At 71.7% G+C, this 20,027-nt stretch carries 17 protein-coding genes; 8 read left to right on the top strand and 9 right to left on the bottom strand.

Features of this window, described 5'->3' with window-relative positions; translation table 11 throughout:
- Positions 1–10: 10 nt before the first annotated feature.
- The 4 genes from OG559_RS16215 to OG559_RS16200 form a co-directional block, all read right to left on the bottom strand.
- A complete protein-coding gene (locus tag OG559_RS16215) occupies positions 11–658 on the bottom strand; it encodes a hypothetical protein (protein WP_405104719.1) in 648 nt (215 codons plus the stop codon).
- A 178-nt stretch (positions 659–836) separates the two neighbouring features.
- Complete coding sequence (locus OG559_RS16210) at positions 837–2,549, bottom strand: CotH kinase family protein (RefSeq protein WP_405104717.1); 1,713 nt, start codon at positions 2,547–2,549, stop codon at positions 837–839.
- A complete protein-coding gene (locus OG559_RS16205) occupies positions 2,549–3,226 on the bottom strand; it encodes a DUF4956 domain-containing protein (RefSeq protein ID WP_405104715.1) in 678 nt (225 codons plus the stop codon). The genes OG559_RS16210 and OG559_RS16205 overlap by 1 nt, the downstream gene beginning before the upstream one ends.
- Before the next feature lie 6 nt (positions 3,227–3,232).
- Positions 3,233–4,156, bottom strand: coding sequence for a polyphosphate polymerase domain-containing protein (locus tag OG559_RS16200; protein ID WP_405104713.1), 924 nt, complete (start codon positions 4,154–4,156; stop codon positions 3,233–3,235).
- Positions 4,157–4,455: 299 nt separating this feature from the next.
- Between OG559_RS16200 and cysC the strand changes: the two genes are divergently transcribed.
- Positions 4,456–5,985 (top strand): adenylyl-sulfate kinase, encoded by a 1,530-nt coding sequence (gene cysC, locus OG559_RS16195; RefSeq protein WP_405104711.1) that lies wholly within the window; start codon positions 4,456–4,458, stop codon positions 5,983–5,985.
- Between the two features lie 35 nt (positions 5,986–6,020).
- Positions 6,021–7,097 (top strand): galactose-1-phosphate uridylyltransferase, encoded by a 1,077-nt coding sequence (galT, locus tag OG559_RS16190; protein ID WP_405104709.1) that lies wholly within the window; start codon positions 6,021–6,023, stop codon positions 7,095–7,097.
- 319 nt (positions 7,098–7,416) lie between these two features.
- Here the strand turns inward: galT and OG559_RS16185 are convergent, their stop codons facing one another.
- On the bottom strand, positions 7,417–8,634 hold the full coding sequence (locus OG559_RS16185) for an NADP-dependent isocitrate dehydrogenase (RefSeq protein WP_405104707.1): 1,218 nt from the start codon (positions 8,632–8,634) through the stop codon (positions 7,417–7,419).
- 137 nt (positions 8,635–8,771) lie between these two features.
- Here OG559_RS16185 and OG559_RS16180 point away from each other — a divergent pair, with 137 nt between their 5' ends.
- The gene (locus OG559_RS16180; protein ID WP_405104705.1) at positions 8,772–9,593 is read left to right on the top strand and encodes an MBL fold metallo-hydrolase; all 822 of its coding nucleotides are present in this window, start codon (positions 8,772–8,774) and stop codon (positions 9,591–9,593) included.
- A 37-nt stretch (positions 9,594–9,630) separates the two neighbouring features.
- Here OG559_RS16180 and mdh read toward each other — a convergent pair whose 3' ends face one another.
- Together mdh and OG559_RS16170 are read right to left on the bottom strand one after the other, a co-directional pair.
- Complete coding sequence (gene mdh / locus OG559_RS16175) at positions 9,631–10,581, bottom strand: malate dehydrogenase (RefSeq protein WP_396670247.1); 951 nt, start codon at positions 10,579–10,581, stop codon at positions 9,631–9,633.
- A 179-nt stretch (positions 10,582–10,760) separates the two neighbouring features.
- Entirely contained in the window at positions 10,761–11,621 is an 861-nt protein-coding gene (locus OG559_RS16170) for a bifunctional methylenetetrahydrofolate dehydrogenase/methenyltetrahydrofolate cyclohydrolase (protein ID WP_350881760.1), read from the bottom strand.
- A gap of 467 nt (positions 11,622–12,088) precedes the next feature.
- Between OG559_RS16170 and OG559_RS16165 the strand changes: the two genes are divergently transcribed.
- The 5 genes from OG559_RS16165 to OG559_RS16145 all read left to right on the top strand — a co-directional run bounded on the left by OG559_RS16165 (position 12,089) and on the right by OG559_RS16145 (position 17,767).
- On the top strand, positions 12,089–13,693 hold the full coding sequence (locus OG559_RS16165; protein ID WP_405104702.1) for an ABC transporter substrate-binding protein: 1,605 nt from the start codon (positions 12,089–12,091) through the stop codon (positions 13,691–13,693).
- Positions 13,694–13,775: 82 nt separating this feature from the next.
- Positions 13,776–14,714, top strand: a complete 939-nt coding sequence (locus OG559_RS16160; protein ID WP_405104700.1) for an ABC transporter permease — start codon at positions 13,776–13,778, stop codon at positions 14,712–14,714.
- Between the two features lie 36 nt (positions 14,715–14,750).
- Complete coding sequence (locus OG559_RS16155) at positions 14,751–15,707, top strand: ABC transporter permease (RefSeq protein WP_396670251.1); 957 nt, start codon at positions 14,751–14,753, stop codon at positions 15,705–15,707.
- A 7-nt stretch (positions 15,708–15,714) separates the two neighbouring features.
- Positions 15,715–16,752, top strand: a complete 1,038-nt coding sequence (locus OG559_RS16150) for an ABC transporter ATP-binding protein (protein WP_405104698.1) — start codon at positions 15,715–15,717, stop codon at positions 16,750–16,752.
- Positions 16,736–17,767 (top strand): ABC transporter ATP-binding protein, encoded by a 1,032-nt coding sequence (locus OG559_RS16145; RefSeq protein WP_405104696.1) that lies wholly within the window; start codon positions 16,736–16,738, stop codon positions 17,765–17,767. The genes OG559_RS16150 and OG559_RS16145 overlap by 17 nt, the downstream gene beginning before the upstream one ends.
- A gap of 40 nt (positions 17,768–17,807) precedes the next feature.
- On the opposite strand, the gene purH is transcribed toward OG559_RS16145, so the two are convergent.
- Positions 17,808–19,379, bottom strand: a complete 1,572-nt coding sequence (purH, locus tag OG559_RS16140) for a bifunctional phosphoribosylaminoimidazolecarboxamide formyltransferase/IMP cyclohydrolase (protein ID WP_405104694.1) — start codon at positions 19,377–19,379, stop codon at positions 17,808–17,810.
- Positions 19,376–19,996, bottom strand: a complete 621-nt coding sequence (gene purN / locus OG559_RS16135) for a phosphoribosylglycinamide formyltransferase (RefSeq protein ID WP_161685699.1) — start codon at positions 19,994–19,996, stop codon at positions 19,376–19,378. The genes purH and purN overlap by 4 nt, the downstream gene beginning before the upstream one ends.
- Positions 19,997–20,027: the final 31 nt, after the last annotated feature.

The raw sequence follows: 20,027 nt of genomic DNA, 5'->3' as shown, positions 1-20,027 counted from the left end.
GCGGCGGGCGTCACCAGCCGCGCAGCATGCGGACGCCGAGCAGGGCGGCGACCACGGCGGGCCCGACCAGCAGGGTGACCGCCTGGAGCCGGTACGGCATCCGGTGCCGGGCCAGCTCGACGGCGTTGCCGCAGACCACCACCCCGGCGAGCAGCACGTACCCGCCCCACCAGTGGGTCTGCCCCGGGTCCACCAGCCGGGCGCGGATGAGGAACAGGGTCACCCCGACCAGGGCGCCGGCCAGGGCGAGCAGGGCGACCGTCCGGTGCAGCCCCCGGGCCAGCGGGTCGGCGGACCGCCACAGGTAGGTGCCGGCGACCGCCAGGCAGGGCAGCGTGACCAGGGCCGGCCAGCCCCGGCCGGTCGTGCCGGTCATCAGCAGCGCCCCGACCGTGAAGATCAGCAGGCCGACGCAGGCCACGACGTACCCGACGAACGCCCGCCCGCCGCCGCGGGCCAGCAGCACCCCGCCGCCCGCGGCGGTCAACGCCCCGGGGACCAGGACGAAGCCGGCCCACCAGTGGTAGTCGCCGACCGACTGGGCCACCGTGGTGGTCGCCGCCGCGGCCGTCCCGGCGATCGCCAGGCTCGTCGCCCAGTGCCGGGTGCTCTTCGGGTACGACCGTCGGGGCGTCGCCCGGCTTGTGTCCGCCACCATGGCCCCCAGCCTGCCGTAGCGGGCCCAACCGGGTCCATCCGGCCAGCCCTACCATTCCGACCAGTCCTACCATTCCGACCGCCTCGGGGAACGCCTACCTGCGGGCGGGGCCCGGACGGCGCGGGTGCGACGAGGGGCGGGGCCGGCGTGCTGCCCGCCGGACCCCGCCCCGCCGGGTTCAGCCGCGGGTGATCACCTCGTTGTTGCGGAGGCTCTCCGTCCGCTGCTTCACGAGGGTGCGCAGCCGGTCCGCGTCGGCGTCCACGGCCGTCGCGTCGGCCCCGTCCACCGTCTTGAGGACCGTGGTGATCGCGTCGAGCGACCCGGTCGCCCGCCCGTCGGCGTACACCTGCTGGTAGAGCGCGCGGTACGCGTCCTCGTAGACGCCCTTGAAGGCGTCACTGGCCAGGAAGCGTTCCTTGAGCTTGTGGCCCGACATCATGCCGCCCGGCCGGCCGCGCTCGGCGGTTCCGCCCTCCCGCCCGGCGTCCGCGCCGCCCGGCGGCTGGGCGCCACCGGGGAGCCCCGCCCCACCGGGCGGCCCGGCCCCCTCAGGAGGCTGCGCGCCCTCAGGAGGCTGCTCACCCTCGGTGGGCCGCATGCCGCCCGGCATGCCGAGGCCGCCGCTGTCGTGCGGCCCCTGGGCGGCGTTGCCACTGAAGGTGAGGTTGTGGTCCCAGCTGATCACGCTGAACTTCTTCGTCTCCAGGTCGTACCAGAGGTAGTAGTTCTTTCCCGGTCCGGACATGTCGTCGAAGTTGAGCAGCAGGTTCTGGAGTGCGACGTAGCGGGCGAACGACTCCACGTCGACCCGGTCGGCGAGCTGCGCGTCGAACTCCTCGTCGCTCGCCGAGTTCACCCACCTGATCAGGTTGATCACGGGTTGCAGGTCCTGGCTGCCCTGCATGGTGATCTGTTTGAAGTCGTCCTGGTAGTCGGTCTGGTCGTCACCCTGGTCGGTGAAGCTGCTGCTGGCCAGGGACTTGTAGAGCACCCCGGTGCCGTCCATCTGGTCGGCGAAGTGCTCGTCGGGGTGCTCGACCAGCAGCCGGGCCGTGGTCGGCCGGCCGTTCACCGTGAACGAGGAGTACGCGTACCGCTGGGCCGCCTCGCCGACGCCGGCGAGCACGGACAGCGACAGCGCCTCGTTCAGCACGGTGGAGCCGCCGCCCATGCCGGAAACCCGGACGGCCACCTCTTGGTGCCCCTGGTACCGGCGGCCGTCGACGAACTCGTCGAAGCTGATCAGCCAGGGCAACGTCTCCGGCTCCTCGGCCTTCAGGGAGGTCCGGGCCATCCCCCCGCCGGGAAACCCACCCCGACCCGGCTGCTGGCCCTGACCCTGGCCGGGCTGCTGCCCCGGCTGCTGGCCCTGGCCCGGCTGCTGGCCGGCGCCCGGGGCGGGGAGCCCGCCGCCGCCGGGGGCGGCACCCCCGCCGGGGAAACCGCCGCCGCCCTGTCGCGGCTTGCTCTCGCCCTTCCAGGTCAGCCCGCCCAGCGTCGAGTTTCCCTTGAGCCGGATGCCGACGCTGGGGATCGTGGTGCCGTCGATGGTCAGGTCCGCCTCGACGTAGTCCTTCTCCCCCTCCTTCCAGTAGGTGTCGAGCATCCGCTCGTAGTCGGCGTCCCGGAAGGTGAGCCGGATCGAGTGGGCGGTGGTCGCGTCGAAGAGGTCCGCCGTGCCGGCGATGTCCACGGTCACCGCGTCCGCCCCGGTGTCGCTGGCGCTGGTGACGTACGGGCGGATCCGCGCCGTGCCCAGCACCAGGGTCAGGACGGCGACGAACGCCACGCAGGTGGTCAGCAGCTTCCAGTTCTGCCGCACCCGCACCGGTAGGCGTCGCCGCAGGGTGCGGGGCAGCAGGGACCGGGTGCGCAGCGGCTCGGACATCACAGGTCCGTCTGGTCGTAGCCGGTCAGCACCGTCACCCGCTGGCCGGAGGTCCGCTCGCCGAGCGCCGAGATCAGTTCGCCCGGCTCGCTGCCCTTCTTGAGCCGGACCGTGTACATCAGCTCGGTGAGCGCGCCGGCCCGGATCGTCTCCAGGCTGACCAGCTCGAACTCGGTGGTGTAGCGGACCAGCACGTCCTGGATGTCGGCGGTGTGGTCACCGCCGGCCGGGACCTGGACCTTGACCACCTGGCGCTGCACGTTCAGGGCGAACCAGTTGAACCGGTGCATCACCACGATGATCAGGCTGATCGCGACTGCGGCGACGACGGCCAGGGTGTAGAACCGGGTGCCGCAGGCCATCCCGACGCCCATCACCAGGAAGATGAACCCGACGTCCCGGGTCTCCTTGATCGCGTTGCGGAACCGCACCACCGACAGCGCCCCGACCAGGGCGAACGCCCGCGCGATGTTGGAGCCCACCACCAGCATGATCAGCGAGATCAGCATGCCGAGGATGATCAACGTCTGCACGTACGACTGGCTGTACGACACGTTGCGGTGGGTGGCCCGGTAGACCCAGCCGATCATGGCGCTCAACAGGAAGGACAGCGACAACACGATGGCGATGTCGCCGACGCTGAACGTGCCGGACAGGTCCTGGAAGGTGATGTCCATCGGTGCTCAGGCCTCACTTCTCTGGGGGGTGACCGCCGCCAGGCCGGCGGCGGGGTCGTCGTCCTGGACGTGGAAGACCGAACGCGGCGCCCGACCGAACGCCTCGACGCTCTGGCAGTACTTGGAGACCCGCACCACCTGAAGCTCGGCGCGGGCGGCGAGGTCGGTGAGCCAGTACGGGACCCGCTCGTTGGCCTTGATCTCGACGATCGACAGCCCGGCCGGGACGATGAGCCGGTTCTCGGCGTCGGCCCCGAGGTGGAAGTCGCGGTCCCGGCCCCGGATCCGGTGGTCGAGGGTGACCCGCAGCCCGAGGTCGGCGTCCTGGCCGACGAACGCCTCGCGCTGGTAGCCGGTCATCGCCACCGGGCGCAGATCGAGGCCGGCGACGAGTTCGAGCACCTCCTCGACGAACGCCCGCTGGGCGGGGTCGTGCTCGACCGTCACCCGCTCGTCGCAGAGCCGCCGGGCCAGCCGGTACGGCAGGGAGATCCGGCGCTTCTGGGTGACCCGGTTGACCCGCTGCTTGATCTCGACGTACACGGTGGTGTCGTCGTCGACGGTGGAGCGGTCGCCGTAGTGGCGTACCCGCAGCTTGCGGCGGAACCGCAGCCCCTCGATCTTCTCCCAGTAGAACCGCAGGTCGGTGGTGTCGTAGTAGACGCTCCACACGCCGTACCCGCCGTCGTCGCCGTGGCTGTCCGGGGCGAGCCGGCCGGCCAGCTCACGCCGGAGCGCCGGCACCCTCGTGGTCGCGACCAGGTACTTGATCTCGTACCGGTTGAACGCGTGCAGTTTGCTCGGCGCCCGCAGGGCGTGACCCGCGTGGTCCGGGCCGGCGGTCGAGGGGCCGGGATCCGGTGCCGGGTCGCCTCGGTGGTCAGCAGCCGGGTCTGGGGGACGGGCTCGGCGGTTGAACCGTAGACGCATGGACACGCTTCCTCCGGTCGGGTTCCTCGGGTGACGGAACGGCTGGAGGCCAAGGAAAGCGAACGGTCATGGAAACGGCGTATGAACAAGCTGTGGATGAGCTTTGGACCGCAGGTGAACGGCAGCGGAGAACGCCGCCCCGCCCGCCTCGCCGCCCGTGGCCGACGACACCTCGGCGCTTCGCCGGGGGCCGCCGGCCGACCGGTACCGGCAACTCCACCCCCGGTAGGGGGAATGGCGCTCTCGACCGATCGCCGGTCGACTGAGAAACTGTGGGCCGGCCAGTAGTGGGGGGTGCGATGAGTAACGGGTGGGTGCTGCCCGAAGAGGTGCTGCGGGACGCTCCGGCGTACACGCCGCGGCCCGGGGAACTGGCCGATCTGCAGTTGCTGCTGACCGGGGCGTACGCGCCGCTCGCCGGCTTCATGACCAGGGCTGACCTGGTCGGCGTCGGCCGGCGGGGTCGGCTCGCCGACGGCACGCCCTGGCAGGTGCCGGTGACCCTCCAGGTGCCCGCGGCGCTCGCCGACGGCCTGGACCCGGCCGACCCGCAGCGCCGGGCGCTGGTGCTGACCGACGGCGAGGGCGCCCCGATCGCCGCGCTGGAGGTCACCGACGTCTGGCCGGCCCGGGACGGCGTCGCCGGAATCGGCGGCCCGGTCCGGCGGCTCGGCGACGGCGGCCACGGCCCGTTCCAGCGGCTGCGTCGCAGCCCGGAGGAGATCCGGGCGCTGCTGCCCCCGGGCCGGGTGCTCGGCGTCCTCGCCGACCGGCCCCTGCACCGCCCGCAGCTCGCCCAGATCGCCCACGCGGTCCGCACTCTGGGGGCGCACCTGCTGGTGATGATTCCGGTGGGCGAGGGAACGACCAACGGGCTGCCCTCCGAGGCGCTGGTCCGGGCGGTCTTCGCCGCCCGGGACCGGATGCCCCCGGCGACCCTGGTCGCGGTGCCGCTGTCCCGCCGCCGCGACGAGATCAGCGACGCGCTGCTCCAGGCCCGGGTGGCCGCCGCGTACGGGGTGACCCACCTGCTCTCCACCGGCGAGATGCTCTCCGGCGCCGGCCTGCGGGTGCTGGTCCCCCGCGATCTGGCCTACGACAACCGGGACGGGCAGTGGCGCTGGCGGGAGGACATCCCGCCGCGCAACCGGCGGCTGGCGCTCAGCCAGGCGGAGCTCGATGACCTGCTCGACCGGGGTTTCCCGCTGCCGGAGTGGCACACCCCCCCGGCGGTGGCCAAGGAACTCGCCCGGGCCCGCCCGGCCCGGCGGCACCGGGGGCTCGTGGTGTTCCTGACCGGCTTCTCCGGCTCCGGCAAGTCGACCATCGCCCGGGGCCTGACGGACGTGCTGCGCGAGGGCGGGGACCGGACGGTGACCCTGCTCGACGGCGACGTGGTGCGTCGGGAACTCTCCGCCGGGCTGACCTTCAGCAAGGCGGACCGGGATCTCAACATCCGGCGGATCGGCTGGGTGGCCGCCGAGATCGCCCGGCACCGTGGCGTCGGCGTCTGCTGCCCGATCGCCCCGTACGCGGCGGCGCGGGCGACCGCCCGGGAGATGGCCCACGCGGCCGGGGCGGGCTTCGTGCTGGTGCACGTGGCGACCCCGATCGAGGTCTGCGAACAGCGCGACCGCAAGGGGCTGTACGCCCGGGCCCGAGCCGGCCTGCTCACGGGGATGACCGGCATCGACGACCCGTACGAGGTGCCGGCGGACGCCGACGTGGTGGTCGACACCACCGACCTGTCGATCGACGAGGCGGTGCACGCGGTGATGCACCACCTGACCGAGACCGGGTGGGTGGAGCCCCGCCTCCAGTCCACCTGACGCCGGCCGCGCCGACGAGAAGAGGAAAAGGCTGAGTGAAGCGTACGACGATCGAGCTGGCCGACGGTCGGGAGCTGATCTACTTCGACGAGCGGGACGACGCGGTCCGCGACCAGCCGGACCGGCGGGAACTGCCGCCTCCCCCGCCCGCGTCCCAGCTCCGGTACGACCCGCTGACCGACGAGTGGGTGACCGTCGCCGTGCACCGGCAGACCCGCACCTTTCTGCCCCCGGCCGACCAGTGCCCGCTCTGCCCGTCCCGGGGCGGCCGGCTCAGCGAGATCCCGGCGCCGGACTACGACGTCGCCGTGTTCGAGAACCGGTTCCCGTCGCTGAGCCAGCGGATCGCCGAGGAACCTGCGGAGATCACCCCGTTCACCCCGGTCCGGCCCGGCCAGGGGCGATGCGAGGTGGTGTGCTTCACCGACGACCACAACGCGTCGTTCGCCGGCCTCCCGCCGCACCGGGTCCGCACCGTGCTGGACGCCCTCGCCGACCGCACGGCGGCGCTGGCCGAGCTGCCCGGGGTGGAGCAGGTGTTCTGCTTCGAGAACCGGGGCGTGGAGATCGGGGTGACCCTGCACCACCCGCACGGGCAGATCTACGCGTACCCGTTCGTCACGCCGCGCACCCGGGCGATGCTCCGCGCGGCCCGTCGGCACGCCGGGCGCACCGGCGGCGGCAACCTCTACGCCGACGTCCTCGCCGCCGAGCGCGCCGCCGGGACGCGCGTGGTCACGAGCAACGAGCACTGGACGGCGTACGTGCCGGCGGCGGCCCGATGGCCGTTCGAGGTGCACGTCGCCCCGCACCGGCCGGTGCCGGACATCCCCGCCCTGACCGACGAGGAGCGGGACGCCTTCGGCCCGCTCCACCTGGACGTGCTGCGCCGCTTCGACGGGCTGTTCGACCTGCCGATGCCCTACATCGCCGCCTGGCACCAGGCCCCGGTCCGGATCGACCGCGAGCTGGGGCACCTGCACCTTGAGCTGTTCAGCATCCGGCGTGCCGCGGACAAGCTGAAGTACCTGGCCGGCTCGGAGTCGGGCATGGGGGTGTTCATCAACGACATCGCCCCGGAACGCGCCGCCGAGCTGCTCCGCGCCGCCTGACCGGAGATTCGGCAGGGACACAGGGCGCGGGGGGCCCGGAACGGGCCCCCCGCAGGGAAGGGACGGCTGGCTGTGTGCGACAGCCGGGAAGGCTGGCTTATCGGCACTCGCGCCGCGAGGCGACCCGCGGTCAACCTTCCTGGACGCGACTGGCACCACGTCCACCAGACTCAACGAGCAATCTCACGCACGGTGACGGCAGGCGTACAGAGAAGGCCACCACCCGGACACGATCGAGCCCGGACACGACGGAGCCCGCCGGCACGGGGCCGGCGGGCTCGATCGGTGACGCATCCCCGCGCGGGGGACGGACGGACGGTCAGGCGGCGAGCCGACGCGCCAGGTTCTCGTCCAGCGCGTTCATGAACTCGTCGGTGGTCAGCCACGGGGCGTCCCGCGAGATGAGCAGCGAGAGGTCCTTGGTCATCTGGCCGCCCTCGACGGTGTCGACGATGACCTGCTCCAGGGTGTTGGCGAACTCGGTGACCGCCGGGGTGCCGTCCAGCTTGCCCCGGTGGGCCAGGCCCCGGGTCCAGGCGTAGATGGAGGCGATCGGGTTGGTCGAGGTCTTCTCGCCCTTCTGGTACTGCCGGTAGTGCCGGGTGACGGTGCCGTGCGCGGCCTCCGCCTCGACGGTGCGGCCGTCCGGGGAGAGCAGCACCGAGGTCATCAGGCCGAGCGAGCCGAAGCCCTGCGCGACGGTGTCGGACTGCACGTCACCGTCGTAGTTCTTGCAGGCCCAGACGTAACCGCCCTCCCACTTGAGGGCGGCGGCGACCATGTCGTCGATCAGCCGGTGCTCGTAGGTGATGCCGGCGGCGGCGAACTCCGACTTGAACTCGTTCTCGAACACCTCGGCGAAGAGGTCCTTGAAGCGGCCGTCGTACGCCTTGAGGATGGTGTTCTTGGTCGACAGGTAGACCGGGTAGTTGCGGTCCAGGCCGTACCGGAACGAGGCGCGGGCGAAGTCCCGGATCGACTCGTCGTAGTTGTACATGCCCATGGCGATGCCGCCGCCGGGGAAGTTGGCGACCTCCATCTCCACCGGCGCGGAGCCGTCGGCCGGGGTGTAGGTGATGGTCACCGTGCCGGGGCCGGGGACGACGAAGTCGGTGGCCTTGTACTGGTCACCGTGGGCGTGCCGGCCGATGATGATCGGCTTGGTCCAGCCCGGGACCAGCCGCGGCACGTTGGACATGATGATCGGCTCGCGGAAGACGACGCCGCCGAGGATGTTGCGGATGGTGCCGTTCGGCGACCGCCACATCTTCTTCAGACCGAACTCCTCCACCCGGGCCTCGTCCGGGGTGATGGTGGCGCACTTGACGCCGACGCCGTGCTCCTTGATGGCGTTGGCGGCGTCGATCGTGACCTGGTCGTCGGTCTCGTCGCGGTGCTCGATTGAGAGGTCGTAGTAGTGCAGGTCGACGTCGAGGTAGGGCAGGATCAGCTGCTCCCGGATCTGCTTCCAGATGATCCGGGTCATCTCGTCGCCGTCGATCTCCACGACCGGGTTGTTTACCTTGATCTTCGCCATCGACCGGCGCTCCTCTCGGGGGACACATGCTCAAGCAGTACGAGCGTACTGGAAACTTGCCGGCAGTCCCCAGCCGGGCTCGGTGGGCCGGTGAAAACGGGGTGCACGGCACGGGAGATCGCTGGCACCATCACCGGATGCCGCCGCGCCGCACCCTCGGGTCTATCACGGTCACCGCGCTGGCCGACGGGGAGGGCCCGTTCTTCCAGCCCCGCGAGGAGGCGTTCCCGAGCGCCACAGCCGAGCACTGGCGCGCGGCCGACGAGCGGGACCCGGCCGCGGTCACCGACGACGGGCGGTGGTGGCTGCAGTTCCGCTGCTTCGCCCTGCGCGCCGGGGACGGCCCGGTCACCCTGGTCGACGCCGGCATCGGCCCGGCCGGCTCCCCCGCCGCGAGCTGGGCCCCGGTACCGGGGCGGCTACCGGCCGAGCTGGCCGCCGCCGGCATCGACCCCGCCGACGTCCGCACGGTGGTGCTGACCCACCTGCACACCGATCACGTCGGCTGGGCTGTCACCGGCACGGCCGGCACACCCTGGTTCGGCAACGCCGACTACCTGGTGCAACGCGCCGAGCTGGACGCCCTGGGGTCGGTCAATCCGGGGCTGAGCGCCGGGCTGATCGCGCCGTTGCGCGCCGCCGGCCAGCTCCGGGTCCTCGACGGCGACACCCCACTGACCCCGGGGGTACGCGTGCTGAGCACGCCGGGGCACACCCCCGGTCACCAGTCGGTGCTGGTGGACGCGGGCGACGAGCGGCTACTGGTCACCGGCGACCTGCTGGTGCACACGGTCCAGCTCGTCGACCCCGCCCTGGCGTACGCCCACGACGAGCAGCCGGCCACGGCCCGCGACAGCCGCACGGCCCTGCTGCACACCCTGCTCGCGCACCCCCCAGCCACCCTGGCCACCCCACACCTGGGCGAGCCCTTCCTGGCGCTGCCCCACCGGCAGCGTTGATCAAGAAGTTTCCGTCAGGATCCGGGCGCGGCGTGGGTTACATGTCGGTTATGTCGGACTGTTTGGTGCGGACGGCTTCGGCGGCGGACTTGAGGCTGGCCAGTTCGTCGGGGTCCAGGTCGGTCTCGATGATCCGCCGGACGCCCCCCGCGCCGATCTCGGCCTCGACGCCGAGGTAGACGCCGGAGATGCCGTACTCGCCGTCGACCCAGGCGCAGACCGGCATCACCTCCCCGGAGTCCTCCGCGACGGCCCTGGCCATCCGGGCGGCGGCGGCCGACGGGGCGTAGTACGCCGAGCCGGTCTTCAGCAGCGCGACCACCTCGGCACCGCCGTTGCGGGTCTTGACGACCAACTCCTCGATCTGCTCGGCCGGCATCGCCTCGCGCAGCGGCCTGCCGTCGACGGTGCTCCTCGACGGGACCGGCACCATGGTGTCGCCGTGCGAGCCGAGGGTCAGGGTCTTCACCGACCGCACCGGCACGGCCAGGGCCTCGGCGACGAAGTTGGTGAACCGGGCGGAGTCGAGCATGCCGGCCTGGCCGAGCACCCGGTTCCTCGGGAACCCGGTGGCGAGCTGGGCCAGCGCGGTCATCTCGTCCAACGGGTTGGACACGACGATGACCACGGCGTCCGGGGCGTGCCGGGCCACGTTCTCGGCGACCTGGCGGACGATCTTGGCGTTGGTCTCCAGCAGGTCCATCCGGCTCATGCCCGGCTTGCGCGGCAGGCCCGCGGTGACCACCACGACGTCCGAGCCCGCGATGGCCTCGTACCCCTCGCCGTCCGGGCCGGTGGTGACGCCGACGACCGTGGTCTCGAAGCCCTCTACGGGGCGCGACTGGTTGAGGTCCAGGGCGAGGCCGGCCGGCTTGCCCTCCACGATGTCGGTGATCACCACGGTGTCGAAGACGTCGTACTCGGCCAGGCGCTGCGCGGTGGTGGAGCCGTAGAAGCCGGCCCCGACGACAGTGACCTTCTTACCCATGGTCGTCCCACTCCCTGATACCCGGCGGATTACCGGCCCGTATCAGTCATCCTGGCACCGATCGGGGCATAACCGGCGACCTTTCGACAGGATGAGTCGAGGCCCCGCCGCCGGCCCCGGACGGCAGCCACGGACCGGACGGCAGCCACGGAGACGGCAGCCACGGACCGGACGGTGGCTCAGTTGCCCTCGGCGCGCTCGACGACGTTGGTGAGCAGCATGGCGCGGGTCATCGGGCCGACGCCGCCGGGCATCGGGACCAGCTTCCCGGCCACCTCGGCCACCTCGGGGGCGACATCGCCGGTGTAGCGGCCCTTGCCGTCCTCGCCGATCACCCGGGTGATGCCCACGTCGACCACCGTCGCACCGGGGGTGACCATGTCCGCGGTGAGCAGCCCCGGCACCCCGGCCGCGACGATGACGACGTCCGCCGCCCGGGTGTGCGAGGCCAGGTCGAGGGTGCCGGTGTGGCACAGGGTCACCGTGGCGTTCTCGCTGCGCCGGGTGAGCAGCAGGCCGAGCGGGCGACCCACGGTGTTGCCCCGGCCGACGACGGCGACATTGGCGCCCCGCAGGGCCACGTCGTGCCGGCGGAGCAGCTCGACGATGCCGCGCGGGGTGCAGGGCAGCGGGCCGGGGTAGCCGAGGACCAGCCGACCGAGGTTGACCGGATGCAGCCCGTCGGCGTCCTTGTCCGGGTCGATCATCTCCAGCGCGCGCTGGGTGTCGAGGTGGCCCGGCAGCGGGAGCTGGACGATGTACCCGTGGCAGGCCGGGTCGGCGTTCAGCTCGGCCAGCGCGTCGTCGACCTGCTGCTGGGTCGCGTCGGCGGGCAACTCGCGACGAAGCGAGGCGACGCCCACCTCGGCGCAGTCGCGGTGCTTGCCGTTGACGTACGCCTGGGAACCGGGGTCCGCCCCGACCAGGACGGTGCCCAGCCCCGGGGTGATGCCGCGCTCCGCCAGTGCCTTGACCCGCGTCCGCAGCTCGTCCTTGATCTCCGCCGCGGTCGCCTTGCCGTCCAGGATCGTCGCCGTCACGTCCAGATCGTCTCACGCCCCGGGCACGTCGATCCGGGGACCCGCGCCCGCCGCGACGGGCGGCCGGCCCGACCCTGGGCCGGGCCCGGCCCACCACAGTCCGTGACGATGAGCCCGCGTGGGCATTGTCACTGATTGTGACGATCTGTGGACCGCATCACCGGTCGATCCGGGCGGACGGCCCGGCTGGGCCGCATACCGAACTCTCGGCGGCCGACCGGACGCATGGCGCGTATTGATGCATCTCGGCTTGATCCGCGCCCCCGAGGGCCGCTGACAGCCCATTTCTCCGACAGGGCGTAGCAGGGCGGGCGGCTGCGGGCAAGGCCGGAGACCCCGCTCCGTGACCGGTTCGCCACGGCTCCGTTGCCGATCGCCGCTCCCTCGACCTACCGTTACCGATCGTTGCGCAGCGTTACCCCAGCGCCGGGCCTGACCGCGCAGCGTAATGGAGATGAGGAGACCGAATGCGTGTTCGTAGGCTTGCCGCCTGGACCGCCCTCCCGCTCGCGGTGACCCTGGGCCTGGTGGCCTGCGGCTCGGGCGGCGACGGCGGATCCGGCGAGAGCGACCCCAACGCGGCCGTGCGGATCGAGATCGCCGAGCCGCAGCACCTGGTGCCGACCAGCACCAACGAGACCAGCGGCGCGCAGGTGCTCAGCGCCCTGTTCAGCCCGCTCGTCGACTACGACGAGGCGAACAAGCCGTACGAGGTGGCCGCCGAGTCCGTGACGTCGTCGGACAACAAGGTCTGGACGGTCAAGCTCAAGGACGGCTACACCTTCCACAACGGCGAGAAGGTCACGGCCGAGAACTACATCGACGCCTGGAACCACGGCGCGTACGCCCCCAACGGGCAGAACTCCAGCTACTTCTTCGAGAAGATCGCCGGCTACGACGATCTCCAGGGCGAGCAGCCGAAGGCGAAGACGCTGACCGGTCTGAAGAAGGTCGACGACCTGACCTTCACCGTGACGCTGTCCCAGCCGTACAGCGAGTTCCGGACCATGCTCGGCTACACGGCGTTCTACCCGCTGCCGAAGGCGGCGTTCTCCGCCCCCGGCGTGCTCGCCGAGGGGTACGAGCAGGCCCCGATCGGCCAGGGCCCGTTCCGGATGAAGGGCTCGTGGCAGCACGACGCCAAGGTCGAGGTGGAGAAGTACGACGCCTTCCCCGGCCAGCAGCCGAAGGTGGCCGGCGTCGAGTTCCGGATCTACCAGCAGCCGACCGCCGCGTACGCGGACGTGTTGTCGGACAACCTCGACGTGATCAAGACGATCCCGACCGAGAACCTGTCGACCGCCGGCACCGACCTCGGCGACCGGTTCAAGCAGAGCCCCGCCTCGCAGCTCCAGGTGCTGGCCTTCCCGACGTTCCAGAAGGAGTTCAGCAACCCCGAGGTGCGCAAGGCGATCTCGATGGCGATCGACCGGGACGAGATCACCAGGTCGGTATTCAAGGACTCGCAGCAGCCGGCCCGCTCGTTCGTCTCGCCGGTCGTCGCGGGCTACCGGGAGAACACCATCGGCGCCGCCGGCGAGTTCGACCCGGCCAAGGCCAAGGCGGCGTACGAGGCCGCGGGCGGCCCGAAGAAGATCGAGCTGTCGTACAACGGCGACGGCGGCCACAAGGACTGGATCGACGCGACCTGCAACCAGCTCAAGGCCAACCTGGGCGTGGATTGCGTGGGCAACGCCGAGCCGAAGTTCGCGGACCTGCTGACCAAGGTCAAGGCCAAGCAGCCGGTCGGCCTGTTCCGGATGGGCTGGGTCATGGACTACCCGTCGATGGAGAACTACCTGGGCCCGCTGTACAGCAGCAACGGCTCGTCGAACTACTACGGCTACAGCAACCCCGAGTTCGACAAGCTGCTCGCCGAGGGCGCCAAGGCCCCGAACGAGGAGGAGGCGGTCAAGAAGTACCAGGCCGCGGAGGACCTGCTGGCCGAGGACATGCCGGTGATCCCGCTCCGGTACGGCCAGAACAACTTCGGTCACTCGACCAAGGTCATGAACGTGGAGATGGACCTCTTCGACCGGATCGACCTGCTGAAGATCGAAGCCGTCAAGTAGCTCCCCCGGGAAGGCGGGTCGGGTCGCCGCGAGGTGACCCGACCCGCCACCGATTTGCCCCTTTTCAGGAAGACTGCTCAGTATGCTCCGCTTCATTCTGCGGCGACTGCTCCAGATGGTCCTCGCCTTCTTCGGGACCACGCTGATCGTCTACGCGCTGATGTTCGCCGGTCAGGGCGACCCGATCCAGGCGCTCGCGGGGGAACGCCCGGTCACCGCCGCCCAGCGGGCATACCTGACGGACAAGTTCCACCTCGACCGGACCGGTGTCGGCGGCTTCTTCTACCGCTACTTCGACTACCTGAAGAACCTGCTCCAGGGCGACCTGGGACAGTCGCTGACCGGCCGGCAGATCGGCGACATCCTCGCCGCCGCCTGGCCGGTCACGGTCAAGCTCGCCCTGATCGCCATGGCGGTGACGATCGTCTTCGGGGTCACCGCCGGGGTGATCGCCGGCATCCGACGGGGCAGCGTCTTCGACAACGCGACGCTGGTGCTCACCCTGCTGGTGCTCGGCATCCCCACGATCGTGCTGGCCCCGCTCGCCCAGTACCTCCTCGGCGTCAAGTGGCAGCTCTTCCCGGCCACCGCCGGCGCCGATCCCGACCTGTACGCGCTGCTGCTGCCCGGCATCGTGCTCGGCTCGCTGTCGCTGGCCACCGCGCTGCGGCTGACCCGGACCTCGGTCGCGGAGAACCTGCGCGCCGACTACGTCCGCACCGCCCGGTCGAAGGGCCTGGTCAAGCGGCGGATCGTGGGCGTGCACGTGCTGCGCAACTCGCTCATCCCGGTGATCACCTTCCTCGGCGTCGAGCTGGGCAACCTGATGAGCGGCGCGATCATCACCGAGGGTGTGTTCAACATCCCCGGCGTCGGGTTCAACCTGTTCCGCGGCATCCGCACCGAGGACGGCCCGCTGGTGGTGGGCATCGTCAGCGTGCTCGTCGTGGTCTACCTCGTCTCCAACCTGGTGGTGGACGTCCTGTACGCCGTACTCGATCCGAGGATCCGCTATGAGTGAAGCAGCGTGCGCAAGTGAGCGCAGCGAGGTGGCGGCATGAGTGACTTCGAGACCGTGGCGGCCACCGAGAACCAGGCCGCGCGACGGGGGCCGTCGGGCGAGCCCGGGGCGCCCAACCAGGTCGGCGTGCCGCGGAAGCCGCGCAGCCTGGCCGGCGACGCCTGGCGCGACCTGCGCCGCAAACCGATCTTCTGGATCAGCCTGTTCCTGGTCGTCCTGATCGCCGCGATGGCGGTCGTCCCGGCGCTGTTCACGGCCAACGACCCGCGCGACTGCGTGCTCTCCCGCCAGCACGCCGGGCCGTCCGGCGGGGCCATCTTCGGGTACGACTTCCAGGGCTGCGACACGTACGCCCGGGCGGTCTACGGGGCCCGCGCGTCGCTGCTGGTCGGCGCGCTCTCGGCGCTGTTCACCGGGCTGATCGCGGTGGTCGTCGGGATGCTCGCCGGGTACTTCGGCCGGTGGGTCGACGCGGTGCTCTCCCGGGTGATCGACATCGTGCTCGGCATCCCGCTGCTGCTCGCCGCGATCGTGCTGCTCAAGCGGGTGAGCGCCAGCAGCGACAACGTCCGGCTGTTCGCGGTGATCTTCGTGCTGGCGGTGCTCGGCTGGACCACGGCGGCCCGGGTGATCCGCTCCTCGGTGATCACCGCCAAGGAGCAGGACTACGTCGCCGCCGCCCGGATGCTCGGTGCCGGCAACGGCCGGATCATGTGGCGGCACATCCTGCCGAACGCGCTCGCCCCGGCGATCGTGGTGCTCACCATCGCGCTCGGCTCGTTCATCTCCGCCGAGGCGACGCTGAGCTTCCTCGGCATCGGCCTCAAGGCGCCGACCATCTCCTGGGGCATCGACATCGACGCCGGCCGGGTGCACATGCGGGAGTCCGCCACCCCGCTGGTGGTGCCCTCGACCTTCCTCGCGCTGACCGTGCTGGCCTTCATCATGCTCGGCGACGCGATCCGTGACGCCTTCGACCCGAAGCTGCGGTGATCCCCTCATGAGCCACTCCGCCGTCAGGCCGACGCCGGCCTCTCCGACGCCCGAGGGCGGCCACCTCCTGGATGTCCGGGACCTGCACGTCGAGTTCCGCACCAGCGAGGGGGTGGCCCGGGTGATCAACGGCGTCTCGTACCACCTGGACGCCGGCGAGACCCTGGCCGTGCTCGGCGAGTCCGGGTCCGGCAAGTCCGTCACCGCGCAGGCGATCATGGGCATCCTGGACACTCCCCCGGCGCACGTCCGCTCCGGGCAGATCCTCTACCGGGGCCAGGACCTGCTCGGCCAGTCGGAGGAACAGCGTCGCCAGGTGCGCGGCAAGGAGATCGCGATGATCTTCCAGGACGCCCTGTCCGCGCTGAACCCGGTCTTCCCGGTCGGCTGGCAGATCGGCGAGACGCTGCGCCACCGGGAGGGGATGTCCCGGGGCGACGCCAGGGCCCGGACCGTCGAGCTGATGGACCTGGTACGGATCCCGGCGGCGGCCAGCCGGCTCGGCGACCACCCGCACCAGTTCTCCGGCGGGATGCGGCAGCGCGTCATGATCGCGATGGCACTGGCGCTGAACCCGAAGGTGCTGATCGCCGACGAGCCGACCACCGCGCTGGACGTCACCGTGCAGGCCCAGATCATGGACCTGCTCGCCGACCTGCGGCGGGACCTGGACATGGCGATGATCCTGATCACCCACGACCTCGGCGTGGTGGCCGGCGTCGCGGACCGGATCGCCGTCATGTACGCGGGCCGGATCGTCGAGCACGCCGACGTCCGCTCGCTGTACCGGGCGCCGGCGCACCCGTACACGAAGGGGTTGCTGGAGTCGATCCCGCGCCTGGACGTGCGCGGCCAGGCCCTGTCGACGATCAGAGGGCTGCCGCCGAACCTGATGCGGATCCCCTCCGGATGCCCCTTCCACCCCCGGTGCCCGTACGTGCAGCAGGTCTGCGTCGACGTGGTGCCGCACGACCTGGTCCTCGGCGACGGCCGGACCAGCGCGTGCCACTTCGCGCAGGAGGTCCGTGATGACAGCGCCCGCTAGCCCGGCCAAGGTGCGGGGCGAGACCGTCCTCGCCGTCGACAACCTGGTCAAGCACTTCCCGATCACCAAGGGGGTGCTGTTCCAGCGCCAGGTCGGCGCGGTACGTGCCGTCGACGGGGTCAGCTTCGAGCTGCGCCGGGGCGAGACGCTCGGCATCGTCGGCGAGTCCGGCTGCGGCAAGTCCACCCTGGCCCGGCTGCTGATGCGGCTGGAGACGCCCACCTCCGGCCGGGCCACTCTGGAGGGGAAGGACCTGTTCAGGGCGTCTGGGGCGGAGCTGCGCCGGCTACGACGCAACATGCAGATGGTGATGCAGGACCCGTACACCTCGCTGAACCCGCGGATGACGGTCGGCGACATCATCGGGGAGCCGTTCGACATCCACCCGGACGCCGCGCCGAAGGGCAGCAAGCGCAAGCGGGTGCAGGAGCTGCTGGACGTGGTCGGGTTGAATCCGGAGCACGTCAACCGGTACCCGCACCAGTTCTCCGGCGGCCAGCGTCAGCGCATCGGCATCGCCCGGGCGCTCGCCCTGCGCCCGGAGATCATCGTCTGCGACGAGCCGGTGTCGGCCCTGGACGTCTCCATCCAGGCCCAGGTCATCAACCTGCTGGAACAACTCCAGGACGAGTTCGGCCTGTCCTACATCTTCATCGCCCACGACCTGTCCGTGGTGCGGCACATCTCCGACCGGGTCGCCGTGATGTACCTCGGCAAGATCGTCGAGGTCGGCACCGAGGACGAGATCTACGAGCGGGCCACCCACCCGTACACCCAGGCGCTGCTGTCGGCGGTGCCGGTGCCCGACCCGGACGCCCGCGACGACCGGACCATGATTCGGCTCGTCGGCGACGTGCCCAGCCCGGCGGATCCGCCGAGCGGCTGCCGCTTCCGCACCCGCTGCTGGAAGGCCCAGGAGGTCTGCGCCCGCGAGGAACCCCACCCGGTCCCCCGGGCGGCCGACCCCCACCCGTCGGCCTGCCACTTCGCCGAGCTCCGCCCCACCACCACCTGACCCGCCGCCGCCCGGCTGCGGGCGGCGGCGGGCGGGCGGGTCAGTGGAAGAAGTGGCGGGTGGCCGTCAGGTACATGGTGATCCCGGCCTCCTTGCAGGCGGCGATCACCTCCTCGTCACGGATCGAGCCGCCCGGCTGGATGATCGCCTTCACCCCGGCCTCGATGAGGATCTTCGGGCCGTCGGCGAACGGGAAGAACGCGTCCGAGGCGGCGACCGAGCCCCCGGCCCGCTCGGCGCCGGCCCGGGTGACCGCAAGCTGCGCCGAGTCGACCCGGTTGACCTGACCCATGCCGACCCCGACGGTCGCGCCGTCCTTGGCCAGCAGGATCGCGTTGCTCTTCACGGCGCGCACCGCCCGCCAGGCGAACGCCAGGTCGCGCAGCGTCGCCTCGTCGGCCGCCTCGCCGGTGGCCAGCCGCCAGTTGGCCGGGTCGTCGCCGTCGGCGTCGATCCGGTCGGCCAGCTGGACCAGGATACCGCCGGTGACCTGCCGCCACTCCGCCGGCAGCGGGGCGTACGCCGGGGCGCGCAGCAGCCGGATGTTCTTCTTGCCCTGGAGGACCTCCACCGCGCCGGGCTCGAACTCCGGCGCGACCAGCACCTCGGTGAAGATGTCGGCGACCTGCCGGGCCAGCTCCACGGAGACGGGCCGGTTGACCGCGATCACCCCGCCGTACGCCGACACCGGGTCGCAGGCGTGCGCCCGGCGGTGCGCCTCGGCCACGTCGCCGCCGACCGCGATCCCGCACGGGTTGGCGTGCTTGATGATCGCCACGGCCGGCTGGTCGGCGAAGTCGTTCGCCGCCCGCCACGCGGCGTCCGCGTCGACGTAGTTGTTGTACGACATCTCCTTGCCGTGCAGCTGCTCGGCCTGGGCCAGGCCCGCCGGGCTGCTCGGGTCGGCGTAGAGCGCGGCGGCCTGGTGCGGGTTCTCGCCGTAGCGCAGCACCGGCCCGCGGCGCAGCGCCAGCCCGGCGAACTCCGGCCACCCCCCGGCGTCCGGGGCCAGGGTGACGGCGCACCACTCGGCCACGGCCACGTCGTACTCGGCGATGGCGGCGAACGCGCGGGCGGCCAGCACCCGGCGCTGGGCCAGGGTGAACCCGCCCTCGCCGAGGGCCGCCAGCAGGGCCGGGTACCCGGCCGGGTCGGTGACCACGGCCACCGAGGCGTGGTTCTTGGCGGCGGCGCGGACCATCGCCGGGCCGCCGATGTCGATCTGCTCCACGCACTCCTCGACGCCGGCGCCCGAGGCGACCGTGGCCTGGAACGGGTAGAGGTTGGACACCAGCAGGTCGATCCCGGCGATGCCGTGCTCGTCGAGCTGGGCGGCGTGCGAGTCCTTGCGCAGGTCGGCCAGGAGGCCGCCGTGGATCGCCGGGTGCAGGGTCTTCACCCGGCCGTCGAGGATCTCGGGGAAGCCGGTCACCGACTCGACCGGGGTCACCGGCACCCCGGCGTCGGCGATCCTCGACGCGGTGCTGCCGGTCGAGACGAGCTCCACGCCGGCCGCGTGCAGGGCCCGGGCCAGCTCGACCAGGCCGCTCTTGTCGTAGACGCTGACCAGCGCCCGCCGGATCGGGCGGCGCTCGGCCTCAGTGGCACTCACGGAAAGGTGACCTTTCTTCCGGTGATCGTCCAACCTTCGCGGACCAGCCGACCGACCTGCTCGACGAGCTGGCGCCGCTCGGCGGACTTGATGCGCTCGGTGAGCGCATCCTCGTCGTCGTCGTCGAGCACCGGCACGGCGACCTGGGCGACGATCGGGCCGGTGTCCATCCCGGCGTCGACGAAGAAGAGGGTGGCCCCGGTGATCTTCACGCCGTAGGCGAGGGCGTCCCGGGGGCCGTGGATGCCGGGGAACGCCGGCAGCAGGGTGTTGTGCGTGTTGAGGTAGCGGTCGCCGAACGCGGCGAGGAAGTCGGGGCCGACCAGCTTGAGGAAGCCGGCGGAGACCACCAGGTCGGGGCGGTGCGCGGCGACCTGCGCGGTGAGCGCGGCGTCCCAGTCCGCCCGGGTCGGGTGGTCGGAGACCCGCTCGACGAAGGTCGGCACCCCGGCGGCGGCGGCCCGGTCCAGGCCGGCGATGCCGTCCCGGTCCGCGCCGACGGCGACCACCCTGCCCCCGTACGCCGGGTCGACGGCGGCGTCGAGCAACGCCTGGAGATTACTGCCGGAGCCGGAGACGAGGACGACGATGCGGGCGACGGGCGCGGGCTCGGTCACGCCGCCACCCTATCGGGCAGGTCGGGGCCGC

Source organism: Micromonospora sp. NBC_01405 (assembly GCF_045040155.1).
Taxonomy (GTDB): domain Bacteria; phylum Actinomycetota; class Actinomycetes; order Mycobacteriales; family Micromonosporaceae; genus Micromonospora.
Note: the sequence above shows the minus strand (reverse complement) of the source record. Positions and strands in the feature narration are given on the sequence as shown.

Coding starts and splice junctions, on each gene's coding strand:
- OG559_RS16215 (WP_405104719.1), bottom strand. CDS start 658: ATGGTGGCGGACACAAGCCGGGCGACGCCCCGACGGTCGTACCCGAAG.
- OG559_RS16210 (WP_405104717.1), bottom strand. CDS start 2,549: ATGTCCGAGCCGCTGCGCACCCGGTCCCTGCTGCCCCGCACCCTGCGG.
- OG559_RS16205 (WP_405104715.1), bottom strand. CDS start 3,226: ATGGACATCACCTTCCAGGACCTGTCCGGCACGTTCAGCGTCGGCGAC.
- OG559_RS16200 (WP_405104713.1), bottom strand. CDS start 4,156: ATGCGTCTACGGTTCAACCGCCGAGCCCGTCCCCCAGACCCGGCTGCT.
- cysC (WP_405104711.1), top strand. CDS start 4,456: ATGAGTAACGGGTGGGTGCTGCCCGAAGAGGTGCTGCGGGACGCTCCG.
- OG559_RS16185 (WP_405104707.1), bottom strand. CDS start 8,634: ATGGCGAAGATCAAGGTAAACAACCCGGTCGTGGAGATCGACGGCGAC.
- OG559_RS16180 (WP_405104705.1), top strand. CDS start 8,772: ATGCCGCCGCGCCGCACCCTCGGGTCTATCACGGTCACCGCGCTGGCC.
- mdh (WP_396670247.1), bottom strand. CDS start 10,581: ATGGGTAAGAAGGTCACTGTCGTCGGGGCCGGCTTCTACGGCTCCACC.
- OG559_RS16165 (WP_405104702.1), top strand. CDS start 12,089: ATGCGTGTTCGTAGGCTTGCCGCCTGGACCGCCCTCCCGCTCGCGGTG.
- OG559_RS16160 (WP_405104700.1), top strand. CDS start 13,776: ATGCTCCGCTTCATTCTGCGGCGACTGCTCCAGATGGTCCTCGCCTTC.
- OG559_RS16155 (WP_396670251.1), top strand. CDS start 14,751: ATGAGTGACTTCGAGACCGTGGCGGCCACCGAGAACCAGGCCGCGCGA.
- OG559_RS16150 (WP_405104698.1), top strand. CDS start 15,715: ATGAGCCACTCCGCCGTCAGGCCGACGCCGGCCTCTCCGACGCCCGAG.
- OG559_RS16145 (WP_405104696.1), top strand. CDS start 16,736: ATGACAGCGCCCGCTAGCCCGGCCAAGGTGCGGGGCGAGACCGTCCTC.